The organism is Rhodococcus sp. LB1, assembly GCF_001583455.1.
GTDB lineage: Bacteria > Actinomycetota > Actinomycetes > Mycobacteriales > Mycobacteriaceae > Rhodococcus_F > Rhodococcus_F opacus.
Window position 1 is genome coordinate 19,599 of record NZ_LTCZ01000140.1, and the last position, 25,048, is coordinate 44,646.

Consider the following 25,048-nt stretch of genomic DNA (forward strand, 5'->3'; position numbering starts at 1 on the left):
GTCGATGCAGTCTCACCACCGGTGGAGCTGCGCACCTGAAGGAGATGAATGTTGTCTACCGAAGCACCTTCCCTTGTCCTCCCTGCAGAGTTCCCGATGACGATCGGTGGGCGGACTGTGACCGCACAGGCCACGGCGCCGGTGTACAACCCGGCGACCACCGAGACGATCGCCGAAGTTCCTGTTGCGACCTCTGATCAACTAGACGAGGCCGTCGCGGCCGCTCAGACCGCGTTTACCGGCTGGTCGGCGACACCGCTCGCCGAACGCCAGGCCATCGTCGCGGCGATCGGCGATCGGCTCGAAGCCCACGCCGAAGAGTTCCTGGCATTGTTGACCGCCGAGCAGGGCAAGCCGCGTGCGATGGCTGAATGGGAGGTCTACGGGTCGGTCGCGTGGTTCCGGGAGATCGCCAAGCAGTCCCTGCCCGAAGAGGTTCTCGAGGACACTGCCGAGCGCAGGGTGATCAGCCGGCACACGCCGCTCGGGGTCGTCGGCGCCATCGTGCCGTGGAACTTCCCGATCCTGCTGGCGGTCTGGAAGATCGCACCCGCGCTGGTGGCTGGCAACACCATCATCGTCAAGCCGTCCCCTTTCACTCCGCTGTGCGACCTCAAGCTCATCGAGCTGGTGCAGGACCTCCTTCCCGCAGGTGTATTGAGCGCGGTCAGCGGTGACGACGAACTCGGCAAGTGGATGACGGCGCACCCGGGCATCGCGAAGATCGCGTTCACCGGCAGCACCGAAACGGGCAAGCATGTGATGCGGTCCGCGGCCGGCACCCTCAAGCGGGTCACTCTCGAACTCGGCGGAAACGATCCGGCGATCGTCCTGCCGGACGTCGATCCGGCGAAGGTCGCCCCGCAGATCTTCTGGGCGGCGTTCCAGAACAACGCCCAGTTCTGCAACGCCGCCAAGCGCATCTACATCCACGACGACGTCTACGACGCCGTGCGGGACGAACTGGTCGCGTACGCACGGACCGTGGTGGTCGGCGACGGCGCCGCCGCCGACACCCAGTTGGGCCCGATTCAGAACCTGCCCCAGCTGCAGAAGGTGCAGGAGTACTTCGACGACTGCACGGCCAACGGTTACACCTTCGCCCTCGGTGGACGGATCGACCCGAACGCCGGAGGCTGGTTCGTCCCGGTCACCCTCGTCGACAATCCGCCGGAGAACTCACGCCTAGTCGCCGAGGAACCGTTCGGCCCCATCCTTCCGCTGCTGCGCTGGACGGAAGAGAGCGATGTCATCGCCCGGGCCAACAACACCGTCTGGGGCCTGGGCGCCACCGTCTGGGGTGAGGACCTCGAGGCGATCGAGCGGATCGGCCGTCAGCTCGAAGCCGGAACGGTATGGCTCAACGAAGTCCACCAGTACTCCCCGCATCAGGTCTTCGGCGGACACAAGCAGTCCGGCATCGGTGCCGAGAACTCCTTGCACGGGCTCGCCGAATACACCAACCACCAGACCGTCACGCTGAACAAGGTCCCCGACACGGTCTCGTGAGACCACCCGAGCTCAAACAACTTTCACACAGGAAGTGCAATTATGAAGACCACAGCAGCCGTCCTGCGCTCGGCGCAGGAGCCGTTGTCGCTCGAGGAACTCGACATCGACGAGTTACGCCCCCGTGAGGTCTTGGTGCGCATCGTCGGTTCCGGTATCTGCCACACCGACCTCGGGGTGATCGCGACCGCTGAGACCGACGCGGCCCCGATCGTGCTCGGTCACGAGGGATCTGGAATTGTCACCGCGGTCGGACACGATGTCGACAGCATCGAGCCTGGCGATCATGTGGTGCTCTCGTACAACTTCTGCGCGGAGTGCGACAACTGTGCACGCTCACTTTCGATGCACTGCCGGGACTTCGTCCCGCTCAATTTGGTCGGTGGACGCCTGGACGGCTCGAGCGTCCTTCGTTCCGGGGGCGAACAGGTACGCGGGCACTTCTTCGGGCAATCCTCATGGGCGACTTACGCGGTGGCGAACGAGCAGAACTGTGTCCGTGTCGCCCGCAATCTGCCACTCGAGCTGCTCGCCCCCCTCGGTTGCGGCATCCAAACCGGTGCCGGGGCGGTGCTGAACACCCTCAACCCGGAGGCGGGATCGTCGATCGCGATCTTCGGGACCGGCTCGGTCGGGCTCGCCGCGCTGTTGGGTGCGGTGGTCGCCGGCTGCGGCACCATCATCGCCGTCGACATCCAGCCCGCGCGCCTGGCCAAGGCCGCCGACCTCGGCGCCACCCACACCATCAACTCCGCCGAGGAGAACGTGGTCGAGAGGATCCGCGAGATCACCGGCGGAGTGGGAGCGCAGTATTCGGTCGACTGCATCGGGCTGGCGGGCGTCATCCGCAGCGCGCTCGAATGTCTGCAGTCACCGGGGGTGTGCGCCACCGTCGGATTCCAGGGCATCCCGAACGAGATCTCCTTCGACCAGGGTCACCTGTTATTCGGCCGCAGTCTGATCGGCGTCATCGAGGGCGATGCCATCCCGCAGGAATTCGTCACCCGCATGATCGACCTCTATCAGGCCGGCAAATTCCCCTTCACCGAGCTGATCGACACCTTCGAGTTCGGCGAAATCAACGAAGCGATCGAGGCTGTTCACCAGGGGAAGGTCACCAAGGCGGTTCTGACATTCGACGAGCCCACCCCTGCGAATGGGGCGACGGGTGAATAGCCGTGCCGGTGGCGTCCTGCCATCGGTGGGGCCGGGAGAGATTCTCCCCGTCTCCGCGGCCCGCCACCCGGACAAGATCGCCCTCGTCGTCGGCGATACGTGCTTGACGTACCAGGAACTCGACCGCATGTCGGACGCGGTCGCGGCCTCACTTCGCTCGCGCGGGATCGGCGCCAGAGATGTGTGCTCGCTCTACGCGCAGAACTGCTGGGAATGGATCGTCGCGTATCACGGCATCCTCAAAGCGGGTGCGATTGTCAATCCTGTCAATGTCATGCTCACTGGCCCGGAGCTGGCGTTCGTCCTCTCCGACTGCGAGGCCGAAGCTCTCTTCTTCGGGGCCTCCCAAGCCGCTACCGTCGCGAACGTGCTCGGGGAGATGCCCACGCTCGAGCTCGTGTGCCAGCTCGCCGGCGATATCGGCGACGGAATCGGTGCGGTGACCTTCAGCGAGCTGCTCACCGCGCCGGTCGACGCTGCTCCGGCCGGGAACCCGGCGCCCGGGCCCGCCGACCTGTGCAGCATCGGTTACACCTCCGGGACGACCGGCCACCCGAAGGGCGCGATGCAGTCGCAGCGATCGGTGCTGCTCAATTGTGCTCTGACGGCCACGATGCACGGTCGCAACTCCGACGACGTCGTCGTCACCGCGTTGCCCTCGGCGCACGTGTACGGCAATGTCGCTATCAACAGCACCTTCCTGGCAGGCGGCACGGTTGTGCTGATGGAGCGGTTCGACGCCGGGGAAGCCCTGGCGTTGCTCGAAGGAGACCGCGCCACCCTGTTCGAGGGCGTGCCGGCGATGTATTCGATGATGCTGGCACACCCGACGTTCGAGACGACGGACCTGTCCAGCCTGCGCGCAAGCACCATCGGTGGTCAGACGTTCTCCCCAGAACTGCTCGATCGCTGGCAGACCAGGGCACCGGGGCCGGTGCTGGAGCTGTGGGGGATGACCGAGCTGTCCGGGCTGGGAACAACCCATGCAGTCCACGCCCCACCGGTAGCCGGTTCGATCGGAGTGGCCCTACCCGGCCTCGAAGTCAAGATCGGTGCGATCGACGGCACGAACGGGGGCGTCCCGACGGGTGAGCATGGTGAGCTGCTCGTTCGTGGCCCGCTGGTGATGCTCGGCTACTACGGCCGCCCTGACGCCACCGCAGAGGCGCTCACCGCCGACGGGTGGCTGCGTACCGGAGATGTCGCGTACGTCGACGAGACCGGTCACTTTTTCATTGTGGACCGGCTCAAGGACATGATCGTCACCGCCGGATACAACGTGTACCCCGCCGAAATCGAACGCGTCATCGGCGCGCATCCCGACGTCGCGCTGGTCGCCGTCGGAGGCCGACCGGATCCGGTCAAAGGGGAGATCGCCGTCGCATACGTGGTTCCGGCCCCGGCCGCGCAGCTCCTCCCACAGGACATCATCGAGCACTGCCGCGCGCATCTGGCCGCCTACAAACGGCCGCGTGAGGTGGTGTTTGTCGACGCTCTACCGACCACCTCGTCGGGCAAACTCATGCGCCGCAAATTGGCAGATCTTGACGTCACCGACAGTGATCAAGGCGTTGTCCACGCGAGATAATGGTCACACGGAACGCTATCCGCAGAGCCCATGCGGCGGTCGCATATCAAAGGGCATTGTGACAAGCGCAACAGAGCAAGACGGATGTGGTCGAGGCCACCTTCCTCGATTCGATCAAAGGAGTACCAATGCAGGTTGTAGCCGAAGGGTTCAACGCCTTCGAGACGCAGAAGAGCCCGAAGGGTGAGGTCAAGTTCCTGGGCTCGCCCAAGGACGTGATCGAGGTCGTGCGGTCCGGGAAGTTGCAGGACTACATCCTGCTCGTTCGCGGCGGCACCACGACCTTCCTCACCCCGGCATTGAGCATGGGTGCTCTCGGCGTCATCACGATGTCGGGCGCTCCCGAGTCGCACCTCGGCATCCTCTCTCGTGAGTTCCAGATTCCCTGTGTGATGACCGCGTACCTGACCTCCAGCGATTCGCGCTACGTCGTCGGCAACACCGACGATGCGCACTTCGAGGAGATCGCCGAAAGCCTGATCGGGAAGACCGTCCAGTTGCACTGCGACGACGCGGAGGTCGGGCGCATCAGCATCGTCAGCTGACCGCCTTCCGACCACACACCATGGGCAGAGAGGAACAACCCCCAATGAGCATCGAAATGACACCCGGTCTCCGCTCCACGTACAAGCAGCGCTATGAACCGAATGATGACGGTCTGCGGTTCCAGGATCTGGTCTTCGAGGGCAACTTCGTCGGCCAGGAGCCACTGCGCGACGGCATCCTCGGCGACAAGGTGCAGAAGCAGCGCGCCAAGAGCAAGGTCCTCGAGAAGGTCAGTAAAGAGGACGTCCTGGTCGACCAGTTCACCCTGGACGAGCTCAACGACCTCAACAACTACCTGGCCTGGAACATCTGGGACGTGCTGGTCATGCGTGCCACCGAAGGTGTCTCAGGCATGATCCCCCGCCAGGAATACGAGATCCTCGCGTTCATGCACCAGTTCTACCGGTGGCCGGAGATCCTGCGCATGACCACCGACGAGGTCGGGGCCCAGGGCATCTTGGACATCGGTGCCTCGGCGCGGCGGGAAATCGGCACCAAGGTCAACGCGGTGCACGACTGGTCGATCGGGGCTGTCGGCTTCGGTATGGGCCGCTGCGGTCTGCTTGCACTCGAAGCGATCGGGCCCGACGACTACATCGAGGAGAGCAACGAACTCCTCAAGTTCATGCAGCGGATCGAGTTCGGCAAGCGCCAGGACGGGTACATCCTCAACTCGCAGGACCGCTACCGCTGCCAGATCCACGAGCCGGACTTCCTCGAAGGCATTATCAACCAGCTCGAAACGCTTGAGCCGGGAAGCCCGAAGCACGAATCCTTCACCCGCTTCAACGCGGCCGCCGAACTGCTGTCGTTCCTCGACCACATGGACTGCCGGCTCGGTCTCGGCGACACCGGACCGTACGAGTTGCCCAACGGCAACATCCTCATTCTCCGGGACCTGTTCGTCAACGAGCCGATCTTCCACTGGAGTGATGTGTGCGACGACGCGCAGCTCCCACACGCCTACACTGTCGCGCTCGAAATCGACCCGGAGATACTGGGCCTGCAGGAGATTCGCGTCAACGACATTTCCACCACCTTCACCCGGCCGAAGAACTACATCCCCGCCATCGTCGGCGGCGCAGTCTTCGCCCGCGAGCAGTGGGACACCCCGATGTCGGATGTGCGCACCATCGCAATCGCCGACCTGGGCGGCGAGCTGCCCAAGATCCAGGACGCCACGCTCAAGATGTACGGAAAGATCTCTCGGATGTGCCGCCGGGACCTGATCTGGGCCGGCCAATACGTCTACTACGTAGACATGATCCTGCCGTACCTGCGGAAGGCCGGAACGTACGAGAAGGCATGCGACGAATATCAGCTCTGGGAAATTGATCAGCGCGTCTCGAACTACTACTACGACATCGGCAAGCGTGGATTCGCGCAGGAAGTCGTTCCGCAGAAGATCTTCTCCGGCCAGGGTTATCTGCCGTTCGGCGTGGGTGCGGATCTGCGTCGGTCGAAGTACCGCTGGCTGTAAGACACCCGTTCACAGATTCGGGGGCGATGGAGTGATATGGCCGTCGCGTGGGCATCTGCGCACCGTCGCCCCCGTTCGATCGTTGGGAATGACCACATGACACAAACACTGCTCGACAAACGTCTTTACGACGTCCTCAATGCTGTGGCGCTCAAGAAAATGGCGACCGCGGCAGCCGTTTCCGAGATCGTCAACTTGGACACCGATCAGGTGCGCGACATCTTTGCCGAACTCGCCGACAGTGATTACCTCGCACTGATGGGCGAGACCGCACTACCCACCGACGCCTCGGGACCTGTGTTGGTCGATTCCGCCGCTGTGATCTACGGCCAGATCCGCACCGATCCGTCCGTGCTGCAGGTCGCCGACAAATTCGAGGACGTCAACTCCCGCTTTCTGCGCACCATGTCCTCGTGGCAGCAGATCGAGGTCGCGGGCCGCAAGCTTGCAAACGACCACAGCGACTCTGTATACGACGCGAAAGTGATCTCCACCATCGAGCGTCTGGTGTCCCGACTGGAGGGACTGCTCGAAGCACTCAGCGAGAAGGACGCACGGTTCCGCACCTACATCGGCCGATTCGAACGATCCTTGGAAAAGGTCGATGCGGGCGATATCGCTTTCGTCTCCGATCCGACCAGGGACTCGGTGCACAACGTCTGGTTCGAATTCCACGAAGACTTGCTGCGCACGCTCGGTCGCGCACGTAAGGAGTGACAAGGTGAGCTCTGTGACTGTTACGACCGAAATGACACGCGCGTTCAGTGAACCGGGCGCAATCGACCGGAATGTCCTGGGTGGCAAGGGTTACGGCCTCGTCGAAATGACCCAGGAAGGCCTGAACGTGCCGGGTGGGTACGTCATCTCCACGTCGGCCTGTCACGAGTATCTCGAACACGGCTCGATGACGGGGGAACTGGTCGACGAAATCCACGCCCGTTTGAGCGAACTCGAAGGCAAGACGGGCAAGACCTTCGGCGGTGGACCCTTCCCGTTGCTGCTGTCGGTTCGCTCGGGCGCGCCGGTATCCATGCCAGGGATGATGGATACCGTCCTCAACCTCGGCCTCGGCCGCGACGCAGCGATCGCGCTGGCCGACGTCACCGGCGATACCCGCTTCATGGCCGACGTGCTGTTTCGCTTCCATGGCATGTACGCCGAAACCGTGCTCGGTGCGCTCGAAACACCGGACCGTGAGGACCTCAACTCCCTGATCGACGGTGTCACCGCCACCTCGCAGCCGGGACCGGTGTACGACACAGTGTGGCAGCACTGCCAGGCACTGCTGCGCGACGAGCTCGACGAAGAAGTCCCCGACGATCCGCGCGCTCAACTCATCGGTGCGGTCGAGGCGGTCTTCCGATCCTGGAACACCCGGCGCGCAGTGAAATACCGCGAAGTTCACAAGATCCCGAACGATCTCGGGACCGCAGTGGTCGTGCAGTCGATGGTGTTCGGCAACCTCGATCAAGACTCGGGATCGGGCGTGGTCTTCACCCGCAACCCGGTCACCGGCGAACCCGGACTGTTCGGCGAGTTCCTCGCCGCCAGCCAGGGCGAGGACGTCGTTGCCGGCATTCGTACCCCGGACCCCGTCACCGCACTCCGCGATCGGCTGCCGCATGTCTACACCGAGCTCGAGAACACGTGCGCCGAACTCGAACGCCGTCGCGGTGACGTCCTCGACATAGAGTTCACCGTCGAACGCGGCATCTTGTACATGCTGCAGGTCCGTAGCGCCAAGCGCACCGCGCAGGCCGCGATCCGCATCGCGGCGGATCTGCTCGCCGAGCAGGTCGTCACCACCGCGGGAGCACTGTCGACGGTATCGCTGGAACAGATCCGGCAGGTGCAGCGTCCCGGATTCGACCCGGACGCTTATGCACGGGCCCGCGACGACGGGCGAGTGCTGGCCACCGGTGTGGGCGCCGCGCCGGGGCATGTGGTCGGTGCGTTGTACTTCGACTCCGATGCTGCGCAGCAGGCGGTGAAGGAGGGCGTGACGGTCATCCTTGCTCGGCCGGTCACCAGCCCGACGGATCTGCACGGGATGATCGCGGCGGAGGGCATCCTTACCGCCACCGGTGGCTCGACCAGTCACGCCGCGGTGGTCGCTCGTGCGCTTGGGACGACCTGCGTGGTCGGCTGCGGTGCCTTGGACATCGACCCGGTGGCCGGGACGATGCAAGTGGGCGGACAGACACTGGTCACCGGTGACGTCGTCTCCCTCGACGGAACCACTGGCGAGGTGATTCTCGGTGAGATCGAACTGAGCGAACCCGCCGCCGAGGACGATCGGTTGACCGCCCTGCTTGAACTGGCTCGCGAGCGATCCGGTGCGCAGATCTTCGCCCGATCGACGACCCCTGATCAGGCGCGTCAGGCACACGGCCGCGGGGCCACCGGGCTGGTTGCCGGCATCGACGACGTTCTCGCTACCACCGGCCACCTGGACGGTATCATCACGACTCTGCGTGAGGGGGAGATCAGCGACGCCAGCGCCGCCCTCGAACGTGCGGTCGCAACCGAGTTCGGGAAGCTGTTCGCCGAGGCGACCGTCACCGAGTTCGGTGTCCGAGCGATCGACTTCCACGCCGACGAATCAAGTGAACTGCTCCGTACCGCCGAGCTGTTCATCGCACATCCGGAACTGGCATTGCCGCTGGGCTCGGAGGAGATCCTCGCCGCCCAGCTGCGCGGAATCGCCGCGGCCCTGCAGGAGGTGACGACCGACCTGACGGTGCACTTCACGGTCCGCAAGATCGCCGACAGCAGGGAGATCGCCGCGTTGGTCAAGCTGCGCGACACCCTCCCTGGTGCCGCACGGGTCGAGATCGGGGCTTACTTGACCAGTCCTCGGGGCATCGCCTCCATCGACGGCATCACCACTCACAGCGACGTCGTGTGGATTGAACTGCGGGTTCTGCAGGCCGCGGTCGCCGGTATTTCGGCGCGGCACCTGCTGACAAGCGAACCACTCGATTCGTATCTGCGTCGGGGGCTTATTACCGTCGACCCGCGCGTGGAGATCGACGATCAGGTCGGTGGCCTGGTCGACACCGTCGCCGACGTCGTCGCCCGGGAACCCGGCCGGAGGATCGGGATCCGGCTCACGGGCCCGGTTTCAGGGGAACTGCTCAGCTCACTGCAGCAGCGAGGGTTCGCCCGGTTCGCCGTCGACGGCGACGAAGTGAGGCCTTCGATCTTGGCGCTGGGGCAGCGCGAGCGTTAACTCTAGCGCGCACGCACACGTACGGGTGGTGTGCGGTGGAACCCAGTCGGGGACCATCGCACACCACCCTTACTTCTACTTCGTTGCTGCCGGTTTCACGGTGAGGGCGTGCACCGGGCTTCTAGCCGAGGGAAGGCGGGGACTCGCCGTCGAGGTCGCTGACCGCCTGAGTGACCTGCAGCAACCGCAATGCCAAATCCGCACGCATTCGGTCGGCATGCCGGGACAGGTCCAGGTTGGTGAGCTTGCGGATCAGCTCGAGCCGATACGCGAGCGTCTTCGGGTGCACGAACAACCGTTCCGCCGCGTCCTTCTGGGAGCAGTTGGCGTCGAAGAAGGTGCGCAACGTCTTCAGCAGCGACCCATCGGATTGCTGGTCGTAGTCGAGCAGGGGTTCGGTCACTTCTTTGATGAAGCCCTGCAGGTCGGGGTTGTCACTGCTACCGAGAAGTAGGCGGACGATGCCGAGTTCGTCGTACAACGACACCGTGCCCAGCCGGCGGGAGGCGGCGTGCGCGGTCTTCGCCTCGCCGAATGCTTGCGGATAGTCCACGGGATTACTGCGCGCCGAGCTCACCCCCCAGGAGATCCGCAGATCGGGGTGTGCCTGTGTGGTGATTTTGTGCAGCTCGTCGAGCAGGTCGCGGGAGCGTTCGCGATCTTTGATCGGGGCCAGGGCCACGATCCAGTTGCCCCGCACACTGGTCAACGTCAGCGGTGTCGGCTGGGTGCAGCTGCGGATTCCGTTGAGCATGGTGCGGCGCAACGCGTCCGAGGAGGAAGTGTTCCAGCCCTCCTGGGCGGCGAGGGCATCCATATTCTCGAGGACACCGTAGAAGATGCGGTGGTAGCCGCGTAGCCGGATGCCCATCTGGTGGGTGCGGCTGCGGGCGGCCGACCGCTGCTCCGCAGTGCCTTCCATCAGATCCCACAGGATCTGGTCGAGAGCTTCGGCGCGGGCGGCGCTGGCGGCGCGTTGCTGCAGTTGGGCCAGTGAACACACCATCGCCGCTTGGCCACAGGCCACTTCCATGATGTCGGCGTCCTCGGTTCCGCCCACCAGGCACACGGCCCCGTACTGGTTCTCGGCGGCGATGACCGGGTGTGCCCAAATCGTCTTGCCGTCGGCGGCGGTCAGCCGGGTGGCCCGGTGTGGGAGAGTACCGTTGCGTCCCAAGACTTCCCGAAGCAGGGTCGTGGTGTCGAGGGTTCGCGGGTAGGTGGCCTCGACTTCTCCGGTGGCCGACAAGATGGCGACACCACACCCGAGGTCGGTGCCGACGGTGCGGGCCACCGAGCTGGTGACCGCGGTGTTCGCGAGCACGATTTCGATCAAGGAGTGCTGCAAGGTGGAGGAGCGGTTGAGCAGGCTCAGCTGCCTCTCGAGAGATATGCGGGTGGATTCGAGTTCGTCGACGGTGGCTCGCTGCGCGTCGTAGAGTCGGCCGTTCTCGATCGCGATGGTGGCCAGGTCAGCCAACGCCACCAGGCGGCGGACGTCCCGGTCGGTGAACGAGGAATACCGCCGCCGCCACACCTCCAGGACACCGATCAGGTCGCCGTGCACGACGAGCGGAACGGCCAGCGCCGACCGGGTGGCTTCCTGCTCGGCGAGTGACATGAAATCCGAGCTTATTGTCGAATCGTGCAAGTAGCTATCGATTTTGGCTACTTTCCCGGTTTCGAAGACCAGGCCCGCAACGCCCTGTCCGCGCTTCATCACCAGCCGCGCGGTGTCGACGACGCGGTGACCGGCGCAGCTGCGCATCCGCAATTCGTCGCCTTCTCGCAGGAAAACCCCGCAGATGTCCGATTCGGACATGCGCAGGGTGTGGTTCGTGATCGACAGCAACACCTGGTCGAGATCGCGGGCGCTGAGGATCTGGTGTGTGACCCCGCGCATGACCTCGGCTTCATCGTCGAGTGCGGCCAGTTCGTCCGTCAAGGATGTCGCCCGGGCGGTCAATTCGATCCAGACGCATACCTGTCGGAGAAGATTTTGATCGAGTGCGGGCCCCGTGTGCTTGTTGAAAGGCTCCGCCAGAACGACGGCGAACGTGCCGATGGTGGCGGCGCGATCACGCAGCACACCCGCTCCGCACTCGAGAGCGGCTAGCTGGGTCTGGTCGGCGCAGTCTTCGGCACCGGCAAGGACAACCCAGTCCAAATCCTGGCGTTGCAGGACGCTGGCTCGGGTGTCGCCGCAGGCCGTAACTACTGCCTCGGCCGCGGCGACCGGATTTTCCGGCAGAAGACTGGCCAGTAGCGACCGCAGCCGGTTGGCAGACCCCGTTGGTCCGCCGTCGGTGGTGTCTGCCACGTCCATACCCGCCTCGCCACTCCGCCTCTAGGGCACTTCGATGACTGCCTTCAGCGTACGGCGCTGGGCCATCGCTTCGTATGCTGCGGGCGCGTCGTCGAGGCTGACCCGTGTGTCGATGATGATCGTCGGGTCGATGGCCCCCGCGGCCACCAATCCGGACAGTCGATCCCGGTCGCGAATCGCGTTGCCGATCGCAAATCGTAGGGTCAGCTCGTCGGCGAACGCCTTGGCTACCGGCAGCGGCCAGGTCGGCTGCTGGTGGACGCCGACCGAGACGACGGTGCCGCGGCGGCGGACGAGCCCGAAGGCGGTGTCGAGTCCGCGGGGGCCGCCGACCGCCTCAATGACGGCATCGGCGCCGCGGCCGTCGGTGACCGCATCGATCAGTCTCCGGGCGTCGTCCGGAGCGGCGACGAGGGCGCCGTGTTCATGAGCGATGGCGCGGCGGTCCTCGACCGGCTCGACGAGGACCACCGGGCCGGCCGAGCACGCCTGCGCGGCGAGGCTGGCCATCTGGCCGACCGGACCACCCCCGATGACGGCGACGGTGTCGCCCGGAGAAACGTCGCAGCGCTGCACGGCCGCGTACCCGGTCGCCAGGATGTCCCCGAAGAACAGTGCGCTCTCGTAGGGGATGTCATCTGCGATCGAGTGTAGGACGACATCGGCGTGGGGAACGCGGACGATCTCGGCTTGAGCGCCGTCGAGAGCAGGACCGAAGGCAGCGCCTGTACCGAAGAACTGACGCTCTCCGCACTCCCAGTGGTTTCCACTCCGGCACCACCAGCAATGCCCGCAGGCGGTGAAGTCGGCGCCGCTGACCCGGTCGCCGGTGCTGAAGGTGCGCACGGCGGTGCCGACCTCGAGGATCGTCCCGGCGAACTCGTGGCCAAGGACCGCACCGCGGCTCATCCCATTGGGGTGGGTGATGGTGTGCAGGTCCGTTCCGCAGATCGCGGCCCGGTCCACCCTGACCAACGCGTCGGTGGGATCGATGAGGGAAGGGTCGGGCACCCGGATGACCTCGACGCGCCCGGTATCGGCGAACACCACGGCCTTCATGAGGCGACCGTCGCTTTCTCGAGACCCAAGACTCGCTCGGATATCCGCGCGGCCGCGGTCCGTACCTCGGCGAGCTCGTCCTCAGCGAGCGGAAGCTCAACGATCTCCTTTAGTCCGCCGCGCCCCAACTTGGTAGGCAATCCGACGTAGCCGTCGCTGATGCCGTACTGGCCGCGAGCGCGGACCGTCGCCGCGATGACCTCGTCGGAATCGGTGGCCATGGCCAGGACCATCCGGGCGGCCGAGGCGCCGGGGGCGAAGAACGCGCTTCCGGACTTGAGCAAACCTACGACCTCGGCACCGGAATTGCGTGCGCGGTCCACGAGTGCGGCGACTGCGCCCTGCGCAAGAGTCTGACTGATCGAGGTGCCGGCGACTCGGGCTTGGGACAGGGGGATGACCATCTCGTCCCCATGACTACCCAGCGCCAGCGCGCTGACATCGGAGGGTGCGGAGTGGGTGGCCAAGCCAGTGAGGGCCTGGAAACGGGAGCTGTCGAGTACGCCAGCCATGCCAATCACGCGTTCGGCCGGGAGCCCGGAGGCCTGCCATGCGTGGTGCGTCATCTCGTCCAATGGATTCGTCACGATCAGCAACACGGTGTTGGGGGAGACTGCGGCGGCGTCGCGGGCGAGCCCGCCGACGATCCCGGCGTTCACCTCCACGAGGTCGGTGCGACTCATTCCGGGTTGGCGGGCCCTTCCTGCGGTGATGACGACGTAGTCGGCGACACCGGCGTCGGCCAGGCGCGTGACCCCGCGAACCTTGGTGTCGAACCCCAACAACGCCGTCGAGTGTGTCAGATCCAGTGCGATGCCCGCGGCGAGACCGTCTGCGATATCGACGAGTACGACTTCCTCGATGATGTTCGCCTCGGCGAGCTTCATGGCGGTGATCATGCCGACGTGTCCGGCGCCGACAACCACGACTCTGTGAACGGATTTGCTGCTCGCCACCTGTGACGGTGGGGTGGAGCGGGGGCGGTGCAGAACCGCCGGTGCGACAGCTGGGTCCAGCGGTGCGCCTCGCCGATACAGCGCGGGGGCGGGCGGCCGTAGCGGCGGGAGCGGCGCCTGAAAACCGTTCGACCGCGGCCGGCGGAAGGCCGGCGCCCCCGGGCAAACCGGTGTTGGCGCCGATCCGTTTCGGACCGTCGGAGGTGACGGGGTTCCGCCGCCGGAACGGGAGCTTCCGACGATGATCGTGATTCCTCGTTCCCGGGCACGCTCCCGCGCCAGCGGGGTCACGATGTCCTTCGGGCCCACAAGGAGTTCCGCCACTGTCGACTCGGCGGCCGCCTCGACCGCATCGACACCGAAGACAGTCATCGCCGCGTCTCCTCGGTCCCTTCGAGGGATTCGAGTGCGGCGACCGCGGCGTCGCGGGCCGTGGCTACTTCACTTTCACTGCCGGCCAGGAACAGTCGTCCGAACCGCCCAACGGCGCGGATTTCGATCACATCGATATCGGCCGCCTTTTCTGCTTCGTTCGCGGCCAATGACACATAGGCTGCCGGCGCGACTTCCATGACGAAGAGGCTCGAACCGGGCATCAGCAGGGTGCCTTTACGCCACTTGTTGAGCAGCTGCGCCTGGTAGCCGTGCACGTTGGTGATGAACTGCGTCGAGGCCACCACCGGCTTGATGCGGTCGGTTTCCTTCATACCCAGCGCGTCGAGCAGGGCCTCGCCGGCGGCGAGGACCTCGGCCTGGTGTTCGGAGTGAATCTCCAGTAGGCCGAATTCGCGTTCGATGATCTGCAAGGCGGGCCGGACACCGGAGGACTTCAGGGCGATGTCGGCCGCTCGGAACACCTCGTTGCCCGGGGCCATTTCGACAAACAGTTCGGCCATACCGGCCAGGGGCGGATCTCCGGGGCTGGTCGCGGCGATGTGGGCCGCGCACTGCGGCTGCATCCGATCGATGAATGCGTATGTCCGTAGGGTTGCCTTGCCTGTCATGACGCGTACCTCGCGATTCCCAATGGTGTGATGAGCAGAGCGTGCGGGTAAGCCCGCACGCTGCGACCCAGATATTTGCTGATGGTGGTGTCGGCGCCTGGAAGCATCAGAGCGCCGCCGGCGAGATGAAGTTCGAGGTGCTCGGCGCCTCGGGTCAGATCCCGGATCGACGAACCGATCCGTTCGATTCCCGGTCGCAAGATGGCAAGGTGGTCGTCGGTGCCAGTGCGTTTGAGTTCTTCTGCTTCCGCGACCGTCAGACCTCGGGAGCCGGCCAGGATCAGGTCCAGGTGATGACCGCCGCCGGGACGGTCATCGAGTGCGGTGAGCGCTCCGGACTGGAAAACTCCGACCCCGGTCGAGCCACCACCGACATCGATGACCACGCCGTCGGTGACCTCGAGTGTCTTGTTCGCGGCGCTGACCTCGTCGATCAGAGTGACCTCGTCGAAACCGGCCCCTTCGAGCACGAATCGGCAGGCGCGGCTGTCAGCTTCGCCGATGCATGGGGGGAAGGCTGTCGCGGCATTGTGTAGCTCGACACCCAGTTCTGCTTCGGCGGTTGCTTTCAACTTCCGCACGGCCGCCGCGGCGGCGGCGAATTCCACAACCACCCCGTCGCGGACCGCCGCGGTCCGGTCGAAGTCGATCCATACCGGCATGCCTTCGGCATCGACCACGGTGATGACGCAGGTCGCGGTCCCGAGGTCGATGCCGGTGCGCAGGTCACCGTCGTAATCCGTTCGGGCCGAACGGATGCGCTGATGTGCTTCCTCGAGTGTCCGCGCGACCTCTTGTGGAGACATCAGTCGAACACTCCACGCCAGGGCCGGGCTTCGTGGGCGATCCGTTTGATGTTCACCAGGTGTAACGGTGTGACGTTGTCCGAGCAGATCGAGCCACTCCAGGTACCGGTACCGATCTGGAAGGACGGGTCGACGTTCGTCGAGTAGCCCATTCCGCCGAACAGGGCGGGTGTGTTGACCACGATCCGGCCGGCGGGCAGTTCACCGAACTTGGCCACGACCTCGGGGTCGGAGGTGTGGACAGCGACGGTATGGCCTTCGCCGCCCAGGGCCAGGATTTCCCGGCAGCGCCGCCACCCAGCCTGGTAGTCCGGCTCCCGATAGACCGTCAGGACCGGGCCGAGGATCTCCCGTGACAACAGGACGTGATCGCCGACCTCGTCGAGTTCCGCGGCGAGAACCTTCGTCGACGCGGGGACTGCGAAGCCCGACATCTCGGCCAGCCGAATCGCGGATTGGCCCACGGCGTTCGCGCGTAGCCCACCGCGCTCGTCGAAGAGCGTCCTGGTCAGGGCCGCCTGCTGATCCTTGGTCATCCAGGTTGCCCCGGCGCGCCCAAGTTCCTGGACCAGCTGGTCGGCGACGGGCGCCGCGATTACCACCGATTGTTCTGCCACACACGCTGTTCCGTTGTCGAACGCCTTCGAGGTCACGATCATTGTCGCGGTTTCGGCAAGATCCTTGACCGTCGAGTCGACATAGGCTGGCACGTTGCCGGCGCCGACCGCGATGGTGGGCTTGCCGCTCGAGTATGCCGCGGCCACCATTGCTGGCCCGCCGGTCGCAAGGACCAGTCGTATGTCACCGTGCCTCATCAGTTCCCGGGTTGCATCGAGGGTCGGCTGTTGCAGGCAGGAGACGAGATTCTCCGGGGCACCGGCGTGTACTGCGGCTTCCGCCATGATCTCCGCGGCTCGGGCCGAGCAGCGTGCTGCACGGGGATGAGGGGCGTGGACCACTGCGTTTCCGGCTTTGACCGCGGCCAAGCTCTTGAACAGTACGGTTGCAGTCGGATTGGTAACCGGGATGATCGCCGCAATCACACCCATCGGTGATCCGACCGCGGTGACCTTGTTCTCCTCGTCGGCCCACAACACTCCGACCGCCCGGCGTTCGAGCATCCAGTCCGCGACGAATCCGGTGTTGAAACGGTTCTTGATGATCTTGTTCTCGTACACGCCGTAGCCGGTTTCGTCGACGGCCATCCGGGCGAGCTCTTCGGAGGCGGCGTAGCCGGCCTTCGCCATTGCCCGCACGATCTCGTCGAGCCACTGCTGGTCGGCGCCTGCGATAGCGTCGAAGGCCTTCTTCGTTGCGGAGACTTGCGCGCGAACATCCGCCAGCGCCGCCAGGTCCGCGTCAAGCGTTGCTGTCACGGTCATTTACCTTCCATGGCTTGGTGTCTGGACGTAGCCGTCGGCTACGCCCAGAGCTGTGATGGATTGCGTCTCACGCGCCCTTGGGCCGAGCCAGGTTCGACAGCACGCCTTCGGTCTCGTCGTGGGGGCGGGGAATGACGTGCACGGAGACGACCTCACCGGCCTTACCGGCGGCGACCGCACCGGCATCGGTGGCAGCCTTGACCGCACCGACGTCGCCACGCACCATCACGGTGACCAGGCCGCCGCCGATTTCGCGGTGTCCTAGAAGCTGCACGTTCGCGGCCTTGACCATGGCGTCGGCCGCCTCGATAGCACCGACGAGTCCCTTGGTCTCGATGAGGCCGAGCGCTCCGGCGCCTCGTGCGGGAAGGGTGTTCTGGGTGGTAGCCATGGTGTTTCCTCCATTTACGTTGGGGCTGGGTGGATCAAGGGGTGTTCTGTGGGGTGCGCGAGTCTGTGTCGTCATTTCGAATACGTCACCTCGCCGTGCGTGATGACCGTGTCGGCGATCGCGACGATCGCTTGGTCGACCGGGACACCTGCGGTGGCCGCGTCGACCCGGGCCGCGCTCCCTGAGACGACGAGGACAACTTCTTCCTGTCCCGCGCCGACGAGGTCCACGGCAGCGTACGACTGGCGTGGCACAGCACTCGGTGCGGAATCGATATCCTCGACCACGAGAATCGTTGTTCCCCCGAGTTCGGGGACTTTGGCTGTGGCCACGACCTGGCCGACAACACGTGCGAGTCTCACCGGTGACCGCCTCTTCTTCGGGTGTCGAATGAACGGGATCGATGCACTCCCGCTCACCCCAAGTGACCCGGGAGTGCATCGAAGAGGACGCTACGACGATGCCCACCCAAGTCTGTTATCTCTGACGGATAGCCTCAGCCCGGGTAGTTGTCCCGCAGGTATGTGGCGGGGGCATCTGGAGTTCGGCAAGGTGTGCAATTGATGAACGGCCGCTCGATGTAGTGACCGTGCGGCCACAGCGAGAGCCAAGGAGACCCAGATGATCGAAGACATCGACGCCGATTTCCACACTCCGACCAGCGACGATCCGACCTGGACCGAGACAAATTTCTTCGGGTTCTACATCCCGGAAGCCGCGCTGAACGTCGGCGTCTACGCCCTGTTCCGGCCGAACGTGGGCGTCGCGATCTCTACGATCGCCATGAACTCGAAGTTCGTGCAGGCGCCATGGCAGGCTGAGTACTGGGATGCCCAGCATCACCTTCCCATTCCGGAGCCGCGCAACCTGCGCGACTACCGGCTCGCGAACGGCCTGCACGTCGTGTGCAAGGAGCCGAACCGGGTGTGGGACGTCGAGTTCGACAACGGTGACGGTGTGTCGCTTGCCTTCCGGTACACCGCGCTGGCTGATGCGTTCGATATTCACGATCCGAAGCAGGATCCGATCGTCGCCAAGCAGGCCGAAGACGGTGTGTTCGCCTGGGGCGAGGCGTACGCCGGCCACTTCGATCAGACCGGACACTTCGAAGGCGAAGTGAACCTGCGCGGCAAGAACTACGCCGTCGACTGTGTCTCGACGATGGACCATAGTTGGGGACTGCGGTCCGAGCACCAGGGCCACACGATGAGCTGGCTACACGCGCACTTCTCCAAGGACTTCGCCGTGCACGGCATCTTCGACTTCGATCCCAACGGAGGGCCGGACGCCCCCACTGAACTGTCGCTCCAGCACGGCTATGTCGTCGACAAGGGCGAACTCTACGGACTGGCCGCCGGTCGGGGACGGACGATCCGAGAAGGGTTCTTCGCCAAGTCGGTCGAGCTCGAACTCACCGACAGCGAAGGACGCGAATACGAACTCCAGGGAGTCGCACGGACCAGCTTCCCGTGGCAGGCGGGCCCCGGAACCGTCGGGTACAACGTGCTCGCCGAATGGCGTTCGGGTTCGCAACGCGGCTGGGGAGAGATCCAGGACTTCATTGGCCCCCAGCAACTCTGCAAGATTTACAGCGCGACACCGTTCGCCGGCCGCTGACCATGTGCCGACCGGAACCGCCTCAGGCGGTGATCTTCGATCTCGACGGCACTCTGGTGCAGACACGAGAAGCATCCTGGCGAGTATTCGAGAAGATCAGCGCTGCGCACCATCTCGGAATCGTCGACCCCGAGCAGTTCTACGAGATGTTCGCGAACAACTTCTTCGTCTCCCTGCGCAGCCTCTGCCGCGACGCCGAGCACGCGCACGCCGTCGAAGCGGACTTCATGCGCAGTCTCGGCGCCGACTACGCCCCCCTGATGATTCCGGGGATGGTTGACATCGTGAAGGCGCTGGTCCCGCACGCGACTCTGGCTGTCCTGTCCTCGAACTCCACCGAGGTTATCCGCAGAATTCTACGCAAAAACTCACTGGCATATTGCTTTTCGCACGTCTTTGGCGGTGACGTGGAACCGGACAAGACAAAAGGGATCCAGCGTTTTCTCGACGATGCAGCTCAAGGGTCCGGGCGGCGGTGCCAGGCTTTCTACGATGAGTCGGCGATCGGGAGTCCCGTGCCGGCCCAGTCGACGGCCATCATCACCGACACGGTCGGCGACGTCGAGGCGGCCGTGAAGTCGGGGATCCGCGCCATCGGCGTCGCCTGGGGGATGCACACCGAGGAACAACTGCTCACTGCAGGAGCGGAATTCGTCGCCATCTGGCCCCAGGAGATCCTGGCGCACCTGTTCGGCAGTTCAACCGCGACGCCGGCATGTGTGTGCCCGACCCAACCCGCCATAGGGCTGCGGACGTCCGAAGCGGTTACGGCCGCTCCGGCGGCCCGGATGCAACGTAGAGCGGCCGGAGCGAAGGCAATGCAAAGACGGATGACCTCGGACGGGGCCCTGCCGCAAGAACATCAGCAAGTGCAATCCATGCCGGGTCCAGCGCCAGCGCCAGCCTCGCACGAACCTGGGGGAGAGAACGAGTTGCTGCTCGCCGTCCGATTGGCTATGCCATGACGCATCGGCCGCACGTGCTGGTCACCAATGACGACGGGATCGACGCGCCGGGACTGCTCGCCCTCGCGCACACGGCGTGTGAACAGGGCTACGACGTCACGGTCGCGGCTCCTCATCAGCAAGCGAGTGGGAGCGCGGGCGGGTTGACTATGTTCCCGGTCGACGACCACATCGAAGTGAGCCATCGTCGGCTTCCCGGCCTGCCAGGAGTCGAGGCGTACTCGGTCGCCGCGCATCCCGGCATGATCGCGCTGGCCGCGGTGCTCGGCCGCTTCGGCCCAGTGCCCGACCTCGTGCTCTCTGGCATCAACGAGGGCTCCAACCTCGGTGCCGCGGTGTTGCACTCCGGTACTGCCGGCGCGGCGCTGGTGGCGGGGGCGCACGGTGTGACTGCGCTGGCGGCATCGCTGCACCTCGATTTTGAACTCGAGGAACCCCGCGCTGACGGCTCTGCGCGTTACTGGCGCACAGCCGCGGATGTTGTCGGCGCGATCTTGCCGAACATTTTGTCCGCCGATGCGGGATCGGTGTTCAACCTCAACGTGCCCAACCTGCCCGCCGAGGAGACACGGCCCCTGGTCGGAGCGGCGTGGACCCTGGCGGGCACGGCGCCGACCTTGCTTCCCTTCATCGCCGACTTCGACCGGCGTGCCGTTGCTCTTCCTGTCGGGAATTTGTCGGCACCGGACATCAGAATCATCGACGGGTCCGACATTGCGGGAGTGCGAAACGGACATCCCACGCTGTCACTGCTCCAATGGCGCGGAGACACCGCGATCGACTGGATCGAATAGGTCCACGAGGCGACCGAGCGCAGCCAGAAAGTGACAGTCGCTGCAGTGTCGGCATCGTCTGGTGCCGGTATCGGCAAGGTCTTGAGTAAGAACGCTACTCACGAAGTAGGAGGCAGGACAATGAGTTCTGGTGCTGTTGGATTGATTGAAACGGTGGGCTTGGTCGGTGCCATCGAAGCCGCTGACGCCATGGTCAAGGCTGCCAACGTCGACCTCGTCGGATACCGGACACTGCGCAACGGGCAGGTCACGGTGATGGTCCGCGGCGACGTCGGAGCGGTCCAGGCTGCGGTCGACGCAGGGGTATCGGCAGCGCGGAGCACGGGCGAGTTGGCGACATCGCATGTTATCGCGCGTCCGCACGGTGATACCGAGGACGTACTGGCCGCAGCGATACCCGCGGTCTGATCCATTCCCATTTGTGAGCGGGACCGATTCGACGTCAAGGTATCCGGGCCGGAGGTGTGTCTTCGTGTTACGCCACGACGTCGCGGCCTGGCGGCAGCTGCACGCTCAGAGCGGAGGACGATCCGTGCGATGCTCGACCACCGTGCCGGAACCGGATCGGTGGTCGAGCGTGCAGCCCAACGCTTCGGACTGCCGGGGTGGTCAGATCGGGGACACTCTTGTCGGGACCCCGGGGTCGATGGTGCCGGACCGGTAGGCAGCAGCCTCCGCTTCTGCCGCACGCAGGAAGCTGGGCGTGTTCGACGCACAGGCGAGACAGATCGCCTGGTGGTCTGCCGACGGATCCCGATCCATCTCGTAGGCGATGTACGAGTCACCGCAGCGATGACACTGAACGCGCGCCTCCCAGGCGTCGGCGACCTCGTCGCGCGGATCGAACGGGCGGGCGAGCGTGAACCAGGAAGGCTTCGAGAATCGGAGGGCGATCCCGTACAGGGCCGCCGCGAGCACACAGCTCGCGGGCGGTGCCCAGACGGCGCCCGGGGTTCCCCCGAATGCGACCATGGCGATGCCCGTCAGAGATGAAGCACCCCAGGCGAACACCCCCGCGGGATTCACCGACGGGACGCGTCCCGGCCGGAACTCCGCCGCCGCGGCGTCCGGTCCCTTAGTTCGCGACGAGACAAGGATGTGCGTGAGGGCGATCGCCACCCAGCTCACGATGATCACACCCTGGTAGCTCAGCGCCTGCAGGATCCACGTCAGGACGTTCGTCAACATCATCACGTAGACGATCACGGCAACGACCGCCAGCCAGAACACCCGAGGGAGGGTGAGTTTGAAGGCCCGCGCGAAGAAGTTCTGCAGGTTCGTCGAGGCGAGGTAGAAGTTCCCCGTGTTGACCCGCGTCTGGCTGACGACGACCCACAACAGTCCCCAGAACCCCATCATCGCGACGATCCCGAGAATCGCCGACTCCTCGCTCAGCGCTCCCTCGATGGCGATTGTGTGCGCCAGGATCATCCCCACTACCGCATTCACGAGAAGTGTCATCACGTAAAAGGGCGTTCCGAAGGTTACGCGCCCGTTGAACGTCGCGTCCTCGGGGCGACCGAACCGGGCGAAGTCCCACGCCATCATGGTGACGACCCAAACACCCATGTACACGGTGTACGCGAACCACCAGCCCGGCACACCGAGATCGGCTACGCCGTCGGGTTCGTAGGTGAGCCAGTCGTTGCTGTACCCGTAGCGGACGATGGTCCAGACGACCGAGCCGACGAGGCCGACGAGGTAGAGCGGAAGGAGTACCCCGTTGATCTTGTCCAGCCATGTGGTCACGCCGCGCATCGCCAGGGGTGCCTGGTACACGACGACGATCAGACAGCACAGTGCAATCGGGAGGGCGGGGATGTAGGCGTGCAGGGCGCTGGCGACGATGGCGCCTTCTGCGACGACGTAGTAAGTGATGGTGACTCCGAAGAGGGCGGCCGCGAATGCTGAGCCGGCTCGTCCAAACAGGGCGCGGGAGAAGAGGGACACGCTTGTTCCCGTTTTGGCGGCGTACCTGGCGGCCACTGAGTTGATCGCGCCATAGCTCACGGCCGACAGTGCGATGCCGATCAGGGTGTCGACCGTACCCACGGCAAGCGTGACCGTACTTCCCACCACGACCCAGAACATCGCGCTCATAAGTCCGAGCCACGCCATCGAGACCGACAGGCGCCCGCTGCGCCACGACAAGGGAACGATGTGCAGTGAATAGTCCTCGGCAGCAGCGTGTTCGAGGACCTTTGGATCGTCATGTGATGACACGACGAGTGCGGGGACTTTGTTCGCACTCAACTCCGGCGATAATGGCATGGTTCTTCCTTTCGATGACGGTTTCTGGCGCCGTTGCCATCTGGATCCTGAAAATTGAAGGTGCGCCTTGCCCGGGTGCCCCACGACCTCGATGAGGCACCCGCGCAGGTAGGAGCGGACGTGGCTCAGACTGCCGCGGTCTCGGAGATCGAGAGCGTCCCCTTGATGTAGTCGACGCCGGGATCATCGGTCCAGTGGACGATCGTGCGTCGCTTCAGCATCGCGCGGAACTGGTCGGTGGAGTTGGGCAGCACCTCGCCGCTGCCCCAGTCCAGGATCACTCCGTACTGGCGAACGCAGTCCATCTCGTTGATCAGACCGGACCGGTACTCCGCCGATACCGCCTGTGGATCACGCTCCATCCAGGCATGCCGGTTGTTCCGGATGTACTCGCGGGCCTTGTCGGTGGCGCCGGCGTCCACCTCGTAGTCGAAGACCTCCGGGTCGATCTCCTTGATGACGACTCCGTAGTCCTTTTCGGCGCGTTCGATCGTGACGTAGCCGTCGATGACGTCTTCGAGCACGGCGTCGACGGCACGCTGCAGCGGATCGCCCAGGCCGCCGCCGCCGGCGGAGGGGCGGGTGAACTCGTCTCCGGACTTGATCGGTACTGCCGCGAAGATCGAGCCCAGGTACTGCTCGTTGTCGGTTCCCTTGTTGAGCCAGACACCGTGTGGAATCGAGGGCAATCCGCCCCATAGCCCCCAGGTGACCGAGCGCTCCCGGTCACAGCAATAGGACATCACGGTGTTGCTGCTGGCCCATAGTCGGCCGCCCTTCTCGGCACCGAGTCCGCCGCGGTACTTTCCCGGGCCTCCGGAATCGGGCACTAGATCATGGCACGAGGTGAGCACCGGGGCCAGGCGCTCCTGGCCCTCGAAAGGTTGGGTGCCGTACTGGACACCGAACACGGCGGCCGATGCGTTGTAGCCGTCGGCACCGTTTCGGGCGCCCCAGCCTCCCATCATCCAGTCGTACCACATGAAGTTGGGGTTGCCGTTTTCGCGCCCGTCGCGCCCACCCACCAGTAGGTACTCGAGGTTGAAGGTGCAGGCCATGGCGCGTTCGGGCTGGATATCGGACCAGATCTCGAACACCGAGCTCATGATCTTCTCGAACGGCCCGGAGCAGAATCCGGCACACGGCGATGGCCAGTCCGCGTTGACCACCGAACCGAGCGGGCCGAGATCCGCTGTTACGACACGGTAGAAGCCCGAATTGAGGGGGATGTTCGGGAACTGCATCTTGGTGCCGGCGACGATTCCGGCGAACGAACCACCGAACCCGGCGTTGAGCATCGAGGAGATGGACGCATGTGACTCGCTGAGGTCGTAGTGGACGGAGTCGCCTTTGATGGTCATCTTCATGGTGACCGGGATCAGGCCCTCGCCCAGTGCCGGATCCTGGTCGATGTAGTCCTCGGTGTACCACACGCCGTCGGGCAGGGCGGCGATCTTGGCGCGGGTGAGATCTTCGACGTAATCCTGGACCTCGGCCATGGCCGTCTTGATCGTGTCGACACCGTATTTGTCGCACAGACGCTATATTTCGCGTTCGGCGACGCGAGTGGCCTCGGCCTGCGCCTGCATGTCGCCGATGATGTCGCGAGGGTTCCGGGTATTCTTTGCTATGAGGTATGCGACGTCCTCGAGGAACTGATCTTTGCTCCAAAGCCGGGTCGGCGGAATTCGCAGGCCCTCGCCCATGTGGTCGAGTGCCTTGACGTTGAACGAGCCCGGGGTCGCGCCGCCGACGTCCGCCCAATGGCCGTTGGCCTGCGCGTAGCCGAGCAGTTCGCCGTCGTAGTAGATCGGCCGGATGATGCGTGTGTCGTTGAAGTGGCTTCCTCCTTCGTACACGTAGTTTGCACGCTGGTCGACTCGTAGCCCGCGGCGAAGGTGATGCACGTCGTGGTCAAGTCCTTGCGGGTGGTGTACGAGGGTCGT

The 25,048-nt window shown here is 64.8% G+C and carries 20 protein-coding genes and 1 pseudogene; 11 read left to right on the forward strand and 10 right to left on the reverse strand.

The window, feature by feature from the left end:
* Positions 1-48: 48 nt before the first annotated feature.
* From AZG88_RS20285 to AZG88_RS20315, 7 genes are all read left to right on the forward strand, one after another.
* Positions 49-1,509, forward strand: a complete 1,461-nt coding sequence (locus AZG88_RS20285; RefSeq protein WP_061698731.1) for an aldehyde dehydrogenase family protein — start codon at positions 49-51, stop codon at positions 1,507-1,509.
* A 42-nt stretch (positions 1,510-1,551) separates the two neighbouring features.
* Positions 1,552-2,685 carry an NAD(P)-dependent alcohol dehydrogenase gene (locus tag AZG88_RS20290; RefSeq protein WP_061698748.1) on the forward strand — a complete coding sequence of 378 codons (1,134 nt, stop codon included), beginning with the start codon at positions 1,552-1,554 and terminating at the stop codon, positions 2,683-2,685.
* Positions 2,678-4,273, forward strand: coding sequence for a class I adenylate-forming enzyme family protein (locus AZG88_RS20295; protein WP_231914107.1), 1,596 nt, complete (start codon positions 2,678-2,680; stop codon positions 4,271-4,273). Before AZG88_RS20290 ends, AZG88_RS20295 begins: the two co-directional genes overlap by 8 nt.
* A 128-nt stretch (positions 4,274-4,401) precedes the next feature.
* On the forward strand, positions 4,402-4,818 hold the full coding sequence (locus tag AZG88_RS20300; RefSeq protein WP_037227921.1) for a PEP-utilizing enzyme: 417 nt from the start codon (positions 4,402-4,404) through the stop codon (positions 4,816-4,818).
* Between the two features lie 44 nt (positions 4,819-4,862).
* Complete coding sequence (locus tag AZG88_RS20305; RefSeq protein WP_156517556.1) at positions 4,863-6,299, forward strand: hypothetical protein; 1,437 nt, start codon at positions 4,863-4,865, stop codon at positions 6,297-6,299.
* Positions 6,300-6,335: 36 nt separating this feature from the next.
* Positions 6,336-7,016, forward strand: a complete 681-nt coding sequence (locus AZG88_RS20310) for a hypothetical protein (protein WP_197487881.1) — start codon at positions 6,336-6,338, stop codon at positions 7,014-7,016.
* 13 nt (positions 7,017-7,029) lie between these two features.
* A complete protein-coding gene (locus AZG88_RS20315) occupies positions 7,030-9,531 on the forward strand; it encodes a pyruvate, phosphate dikinase (protein ID WP_197487882.1) in 2,502 nt (833 codons plus the stop codon).
* Positions 9,532-9,652: 121 nt separating this feature from the next.
* Here the strand turns inward: AZG88_RS20315 and AZG88_RS20320 are convergent, their stop codons facing one another.
* The 8 genes from AZG88_RS20320 to AZG88_RS20355 all read right to left on the reverse strand — a co-directional run bounded on the left by AZG88_RS20320 (position 9,653) and on the right by AZG88_RS20355 (position 17,817).
* Positions 9,653-11,851, reverse strand: coding sequence for a helix-turn-helix domain-containing protein (locus AZG88_RS20320; RefSeq protein ID WP_197487883.1), 2,199 nt, complete (start codon positions 11,849-11,851; stop codon positions 9,653-9,655).
* Between the two features lie 27 nt (positions 11,852-11,878).
* Positions 11,879-12,916, reverse strand: coding sequence for an alcohol dehydrogenase catalytic domain-containing protein (locus AZG88_RS20325; protein WP_061698736.1), 1,038 nt, complete (start codon positions 12,914-12,916; stop codon positions 11,879-11,881).
* Positions 12,913-14,244, reverse strand: a complete 1,332-nt coding sequence (locus tag AZG88_RS20330; protein ID WP_061698737.1) for a malate dehydrogenase — start codon at positions 14,242-14,244, stop codon at positions 12,913-12,915. The genes AZG88_RS20325 and AZG88_RS20330 overlap by 4 nt, the downstream gene beginning before the upstream one ends.
* The gene (locus AZG88_RS20335) at positions 14,241-14,876 is read right to left on the reverse strand and encodes a hypothetical protein (protein ID WP_037227584.1); all 636 of its coding nucleotides are present in this window, start codon (positions 14,874-14,876) and stop codon (positions 14,241-14,243) included. Before AZG88_RS20335 ends, AZG88_RS20330 begins: the two co-directional genes overlap by 4 nt.
* On the reverse strand, positions 14,873-15,682 hold the full coding sequence (gene eutJ / locus AZG88_RS20340; protein ID WP_061698738.1) for an ethanolamine utilization protein EutJ: 810 nt from the start codon (positions 15,680-15,682) through the stop codon (positions 14,873-14,875). The genes AZG88_RS20335 and eutJ overlap by 4 nt, the downstream gene beginning before the upstream one ends.
* Positions 15,682-17,058 carry an aldehyde dehydrogenase family protein gene (locus tag AZG88_RS20345; RefSeq protein WP_156517557.1) on the reverse strand — a complete coding sequence of 459 codons (1,377 nt, stop codon included), beginning with the start codon at positions 17,056-17,058 and terminating at the stop codon, positions 15,682-15,684. Before AZG88_RS20345 ends, eutJ begins: the two co-directional genes overlap by 1 nt.
* A gap of 73 nt (positions 17,059-17,131) precedes the next feature.
* Positions 17,132-17,455, reverse strand: a complete 324-nt coding sequence (locus tag AZG88_RS20350; RefSeq protein WP_052032891.1) for a BMC domain-containing protein — start codon at positions 17,453-17,455, stop codon at positions 17,132-17,134.
* A 71-nt stretch (positions 17,456-17,526) separates the two neighbouring features.
* Positions 17,527-17,817 carry a EutN/CcmL family microcompartment protein gene (locus tag AZG88_RS20355; protein ID WP_061698750.1) on the reverse strand — a complete coding sequence of 97 codons (291 nt, stop codon included), beginning with the start codon at positions 17,815-17,817 and terminating at the stop codon, positions 17,527-17,529.
* 259 nt (positions 17,818-18,076) lie between these two features.
* On the opposite strand from AZG88_RS20355, the gene AZG88_RS20360 reads away from it, so the two are divergent.
* The 4 genes from AZG88_RS20360 (at position 18,077) to AZG88_RS20375 (ending at position 21,239) form a co-directional block, all read left to right on the forward strand.
* Positions 18,077-19,072 (forward strand): DUF7064 domain-containing protein, encoded by a 996-nt coding sequence (locus tag AZG88_RS20360; RefSeq protein ID WP_061698740.1) that lies wholly within the window; start codon positions 18,077-18,079, stop codon positions 19,070-19,072.
* A 29-nt stretch (positions 19,073-19,101) separates the two neighbouring features.
* Positions 19,102-20,037 carry an HAD family hydrolase gene (locus AZG88_RS20365; protein ID WP_061698741.1) on the forward strand — a complete coding sequence of 312 codons (936 nt, stop codon included), beginning with the start codon at positions 19,102-19,104 and terminating at the stop codon, positions 20,035-20,037.
* Positions 20,034-20,831, forward strand: a complete 798-nt coding sequence (gene surE / locus AZG88_RS20370) for a 5'/3'-nucleotidase SurE (protein WP_061698742.1) — start codon at positions 20,034-20,036, stop codon at positions 20,829-20,831. The genes AZG88_RS20365 and surE overlap by 4 nt, the downstream gene beginning before the upstream one ends.
* 120 nt (positions 20,832-20,951) lie before the next feature.
* Positions 20,952-21,239 (forward strand): BMC domain-containing protein, encoded by a 288-nt coding sequence (locus AZG88_RS20375; RefSeq protein WP_061698743.1) that lies wholly within the window; start codon positions 20,952-20,954, stop codon positions 21,237-21,239.
* Between the two features lie 201 nt (positions 21,240-21,440).
* Here AZG88_RS20375 and AZG88_RS20380 read toward each other — a convergent pair whose 3' ends face one another.
* Both AZG88_RS20380 and AZG88_RS20385 read right to left on the reverse strand, forming a co-directional pair.
* A complete protein-coding gene (locus AZG88_RS20380) occupies positions 21,441-23,102 on the reverse strand; it encodes a purine-cytosine permease family protein (protein WP_061698744.1) in 1,662 nt (553 codons plus the stop codon).
* A gap of 125 nt (positions 23,103-23,227) precedes the next feature.
* Positions 23,228-24,967 (reverse strand): annotated as a pseudogene (locus tag AZG88_RS20385) (hydantoinase B/oxoprolinase family protein); the annotation flags it as partial.
* Positions 24,968-25,048 lie beyond the last annotated feature (81 nt).

What these genes read in the sequence shown, in the direction of transcription:
- eutJ (WP_061698738.1), bottom strand. Translation starts at nt 15,682, where the DNA reads ATGTCTCCACAAGAGGTCGCGCGGACACTCGAGGAAGCACATCAGCGC.
- AZG88_RS20330 (WP_061698737.1), bottom strand. Translation starts at nt 14,244, where the DNA reads ATGACTGTCTTCGGTGTCGATGCGGTCGAGGCGGCCGCCGAGTCGACA.
- surE (WP_061698742.1), top strand. Translation starts at nt 20,034, where the DNA reads ATGACGCATCGGCCGCACGTGCTGGTCACCAATGACGACGGGATCGAC.
- AZG88_RS20300 (WP_037227921.1), top strand. Translation starts at nt 4,402, where the DNA reads ATGCAGGTTGTAGCCGAAGGGTTCAACGCCTTCGAGACGCAGAAGAGC.
- AZG88_RS20310 (WP_197487881.1), top strand. Translation starts at nt 6,336, where the DNA reads ATGGCCGTCGCGTGGGCATCTGCGCACCGTCGCCCCCGTTCGATCGTT.
- AZG88_RS20380 (WP_061698744.1), bottom strand. Translation starts at nt 23,102, where the DNA reads ATGCCATTATCGCCGGAGTTGAGTGCGAACAAAGTCCCCGCACTCGTC.
- AZG88_RS20375 (WP_061698743.1), top strand. Translation starts at nt 20,952, where the DNA reads ATGAGTTCTGGTGCTGTTGGATTGATTGAAACGGTGGGCTTGGTCGGT.
- AZG88_RS20360 (WP_061698740.1), top strand. Translation starts at nt 18,077, where the DNA reads ATGATCGAAGACATCGACGCCGATTTCCACACTCCGACCAGCGACGAT.
- AZG88_RS20325 (WP_061698736.1), bottom strand. Translation starts at nt 12,916, where the DNA reads ATGAAGGCCGTGGTGTTCGCCGATACCGGGCGCGTCGAGGTCATCCGG.
- AZG88_RS20335 (WP_037227584.1), bottom strand. Translation starts at nt 14,876, where the DNA reads ATGACAGGCAAGGCAACCCTACGGACATACGCATTCATCGATCGGATG.
- AZG88_RS20285 (WP_061698731.1), top strand. Translation starts at nt 49, where the DNA reads ATGTTGTCTACCGAAGCACCTTCCCTTGTCCTCCCTGCAGAGTTCCCG.
- AZG88_RS20305 (WP_156517556.1), top strand. Translation starts at nt 4,863, where the DNA reads ATGAGCATCGAAATGACACCCGGTCTCCGCTCCACGTACAAGCAGCGC.
- AZG88_RS20290 (WP_061698748.1), top strand. Translation starts at nt 1,552, where the DNA reads ATGAAGACCACAGCAGCCGTCCTGCGCTCGGCGCAGGAGCCGTTGTCG.
- AZG88_RS20350 (WP_052032891.1), bottom strand. Translation starts at nt 17,455, where the DNA reads ATGGCTACCACCCAGAACACCCTTCCCGCACGAGGCGCCGGAGCGCTC.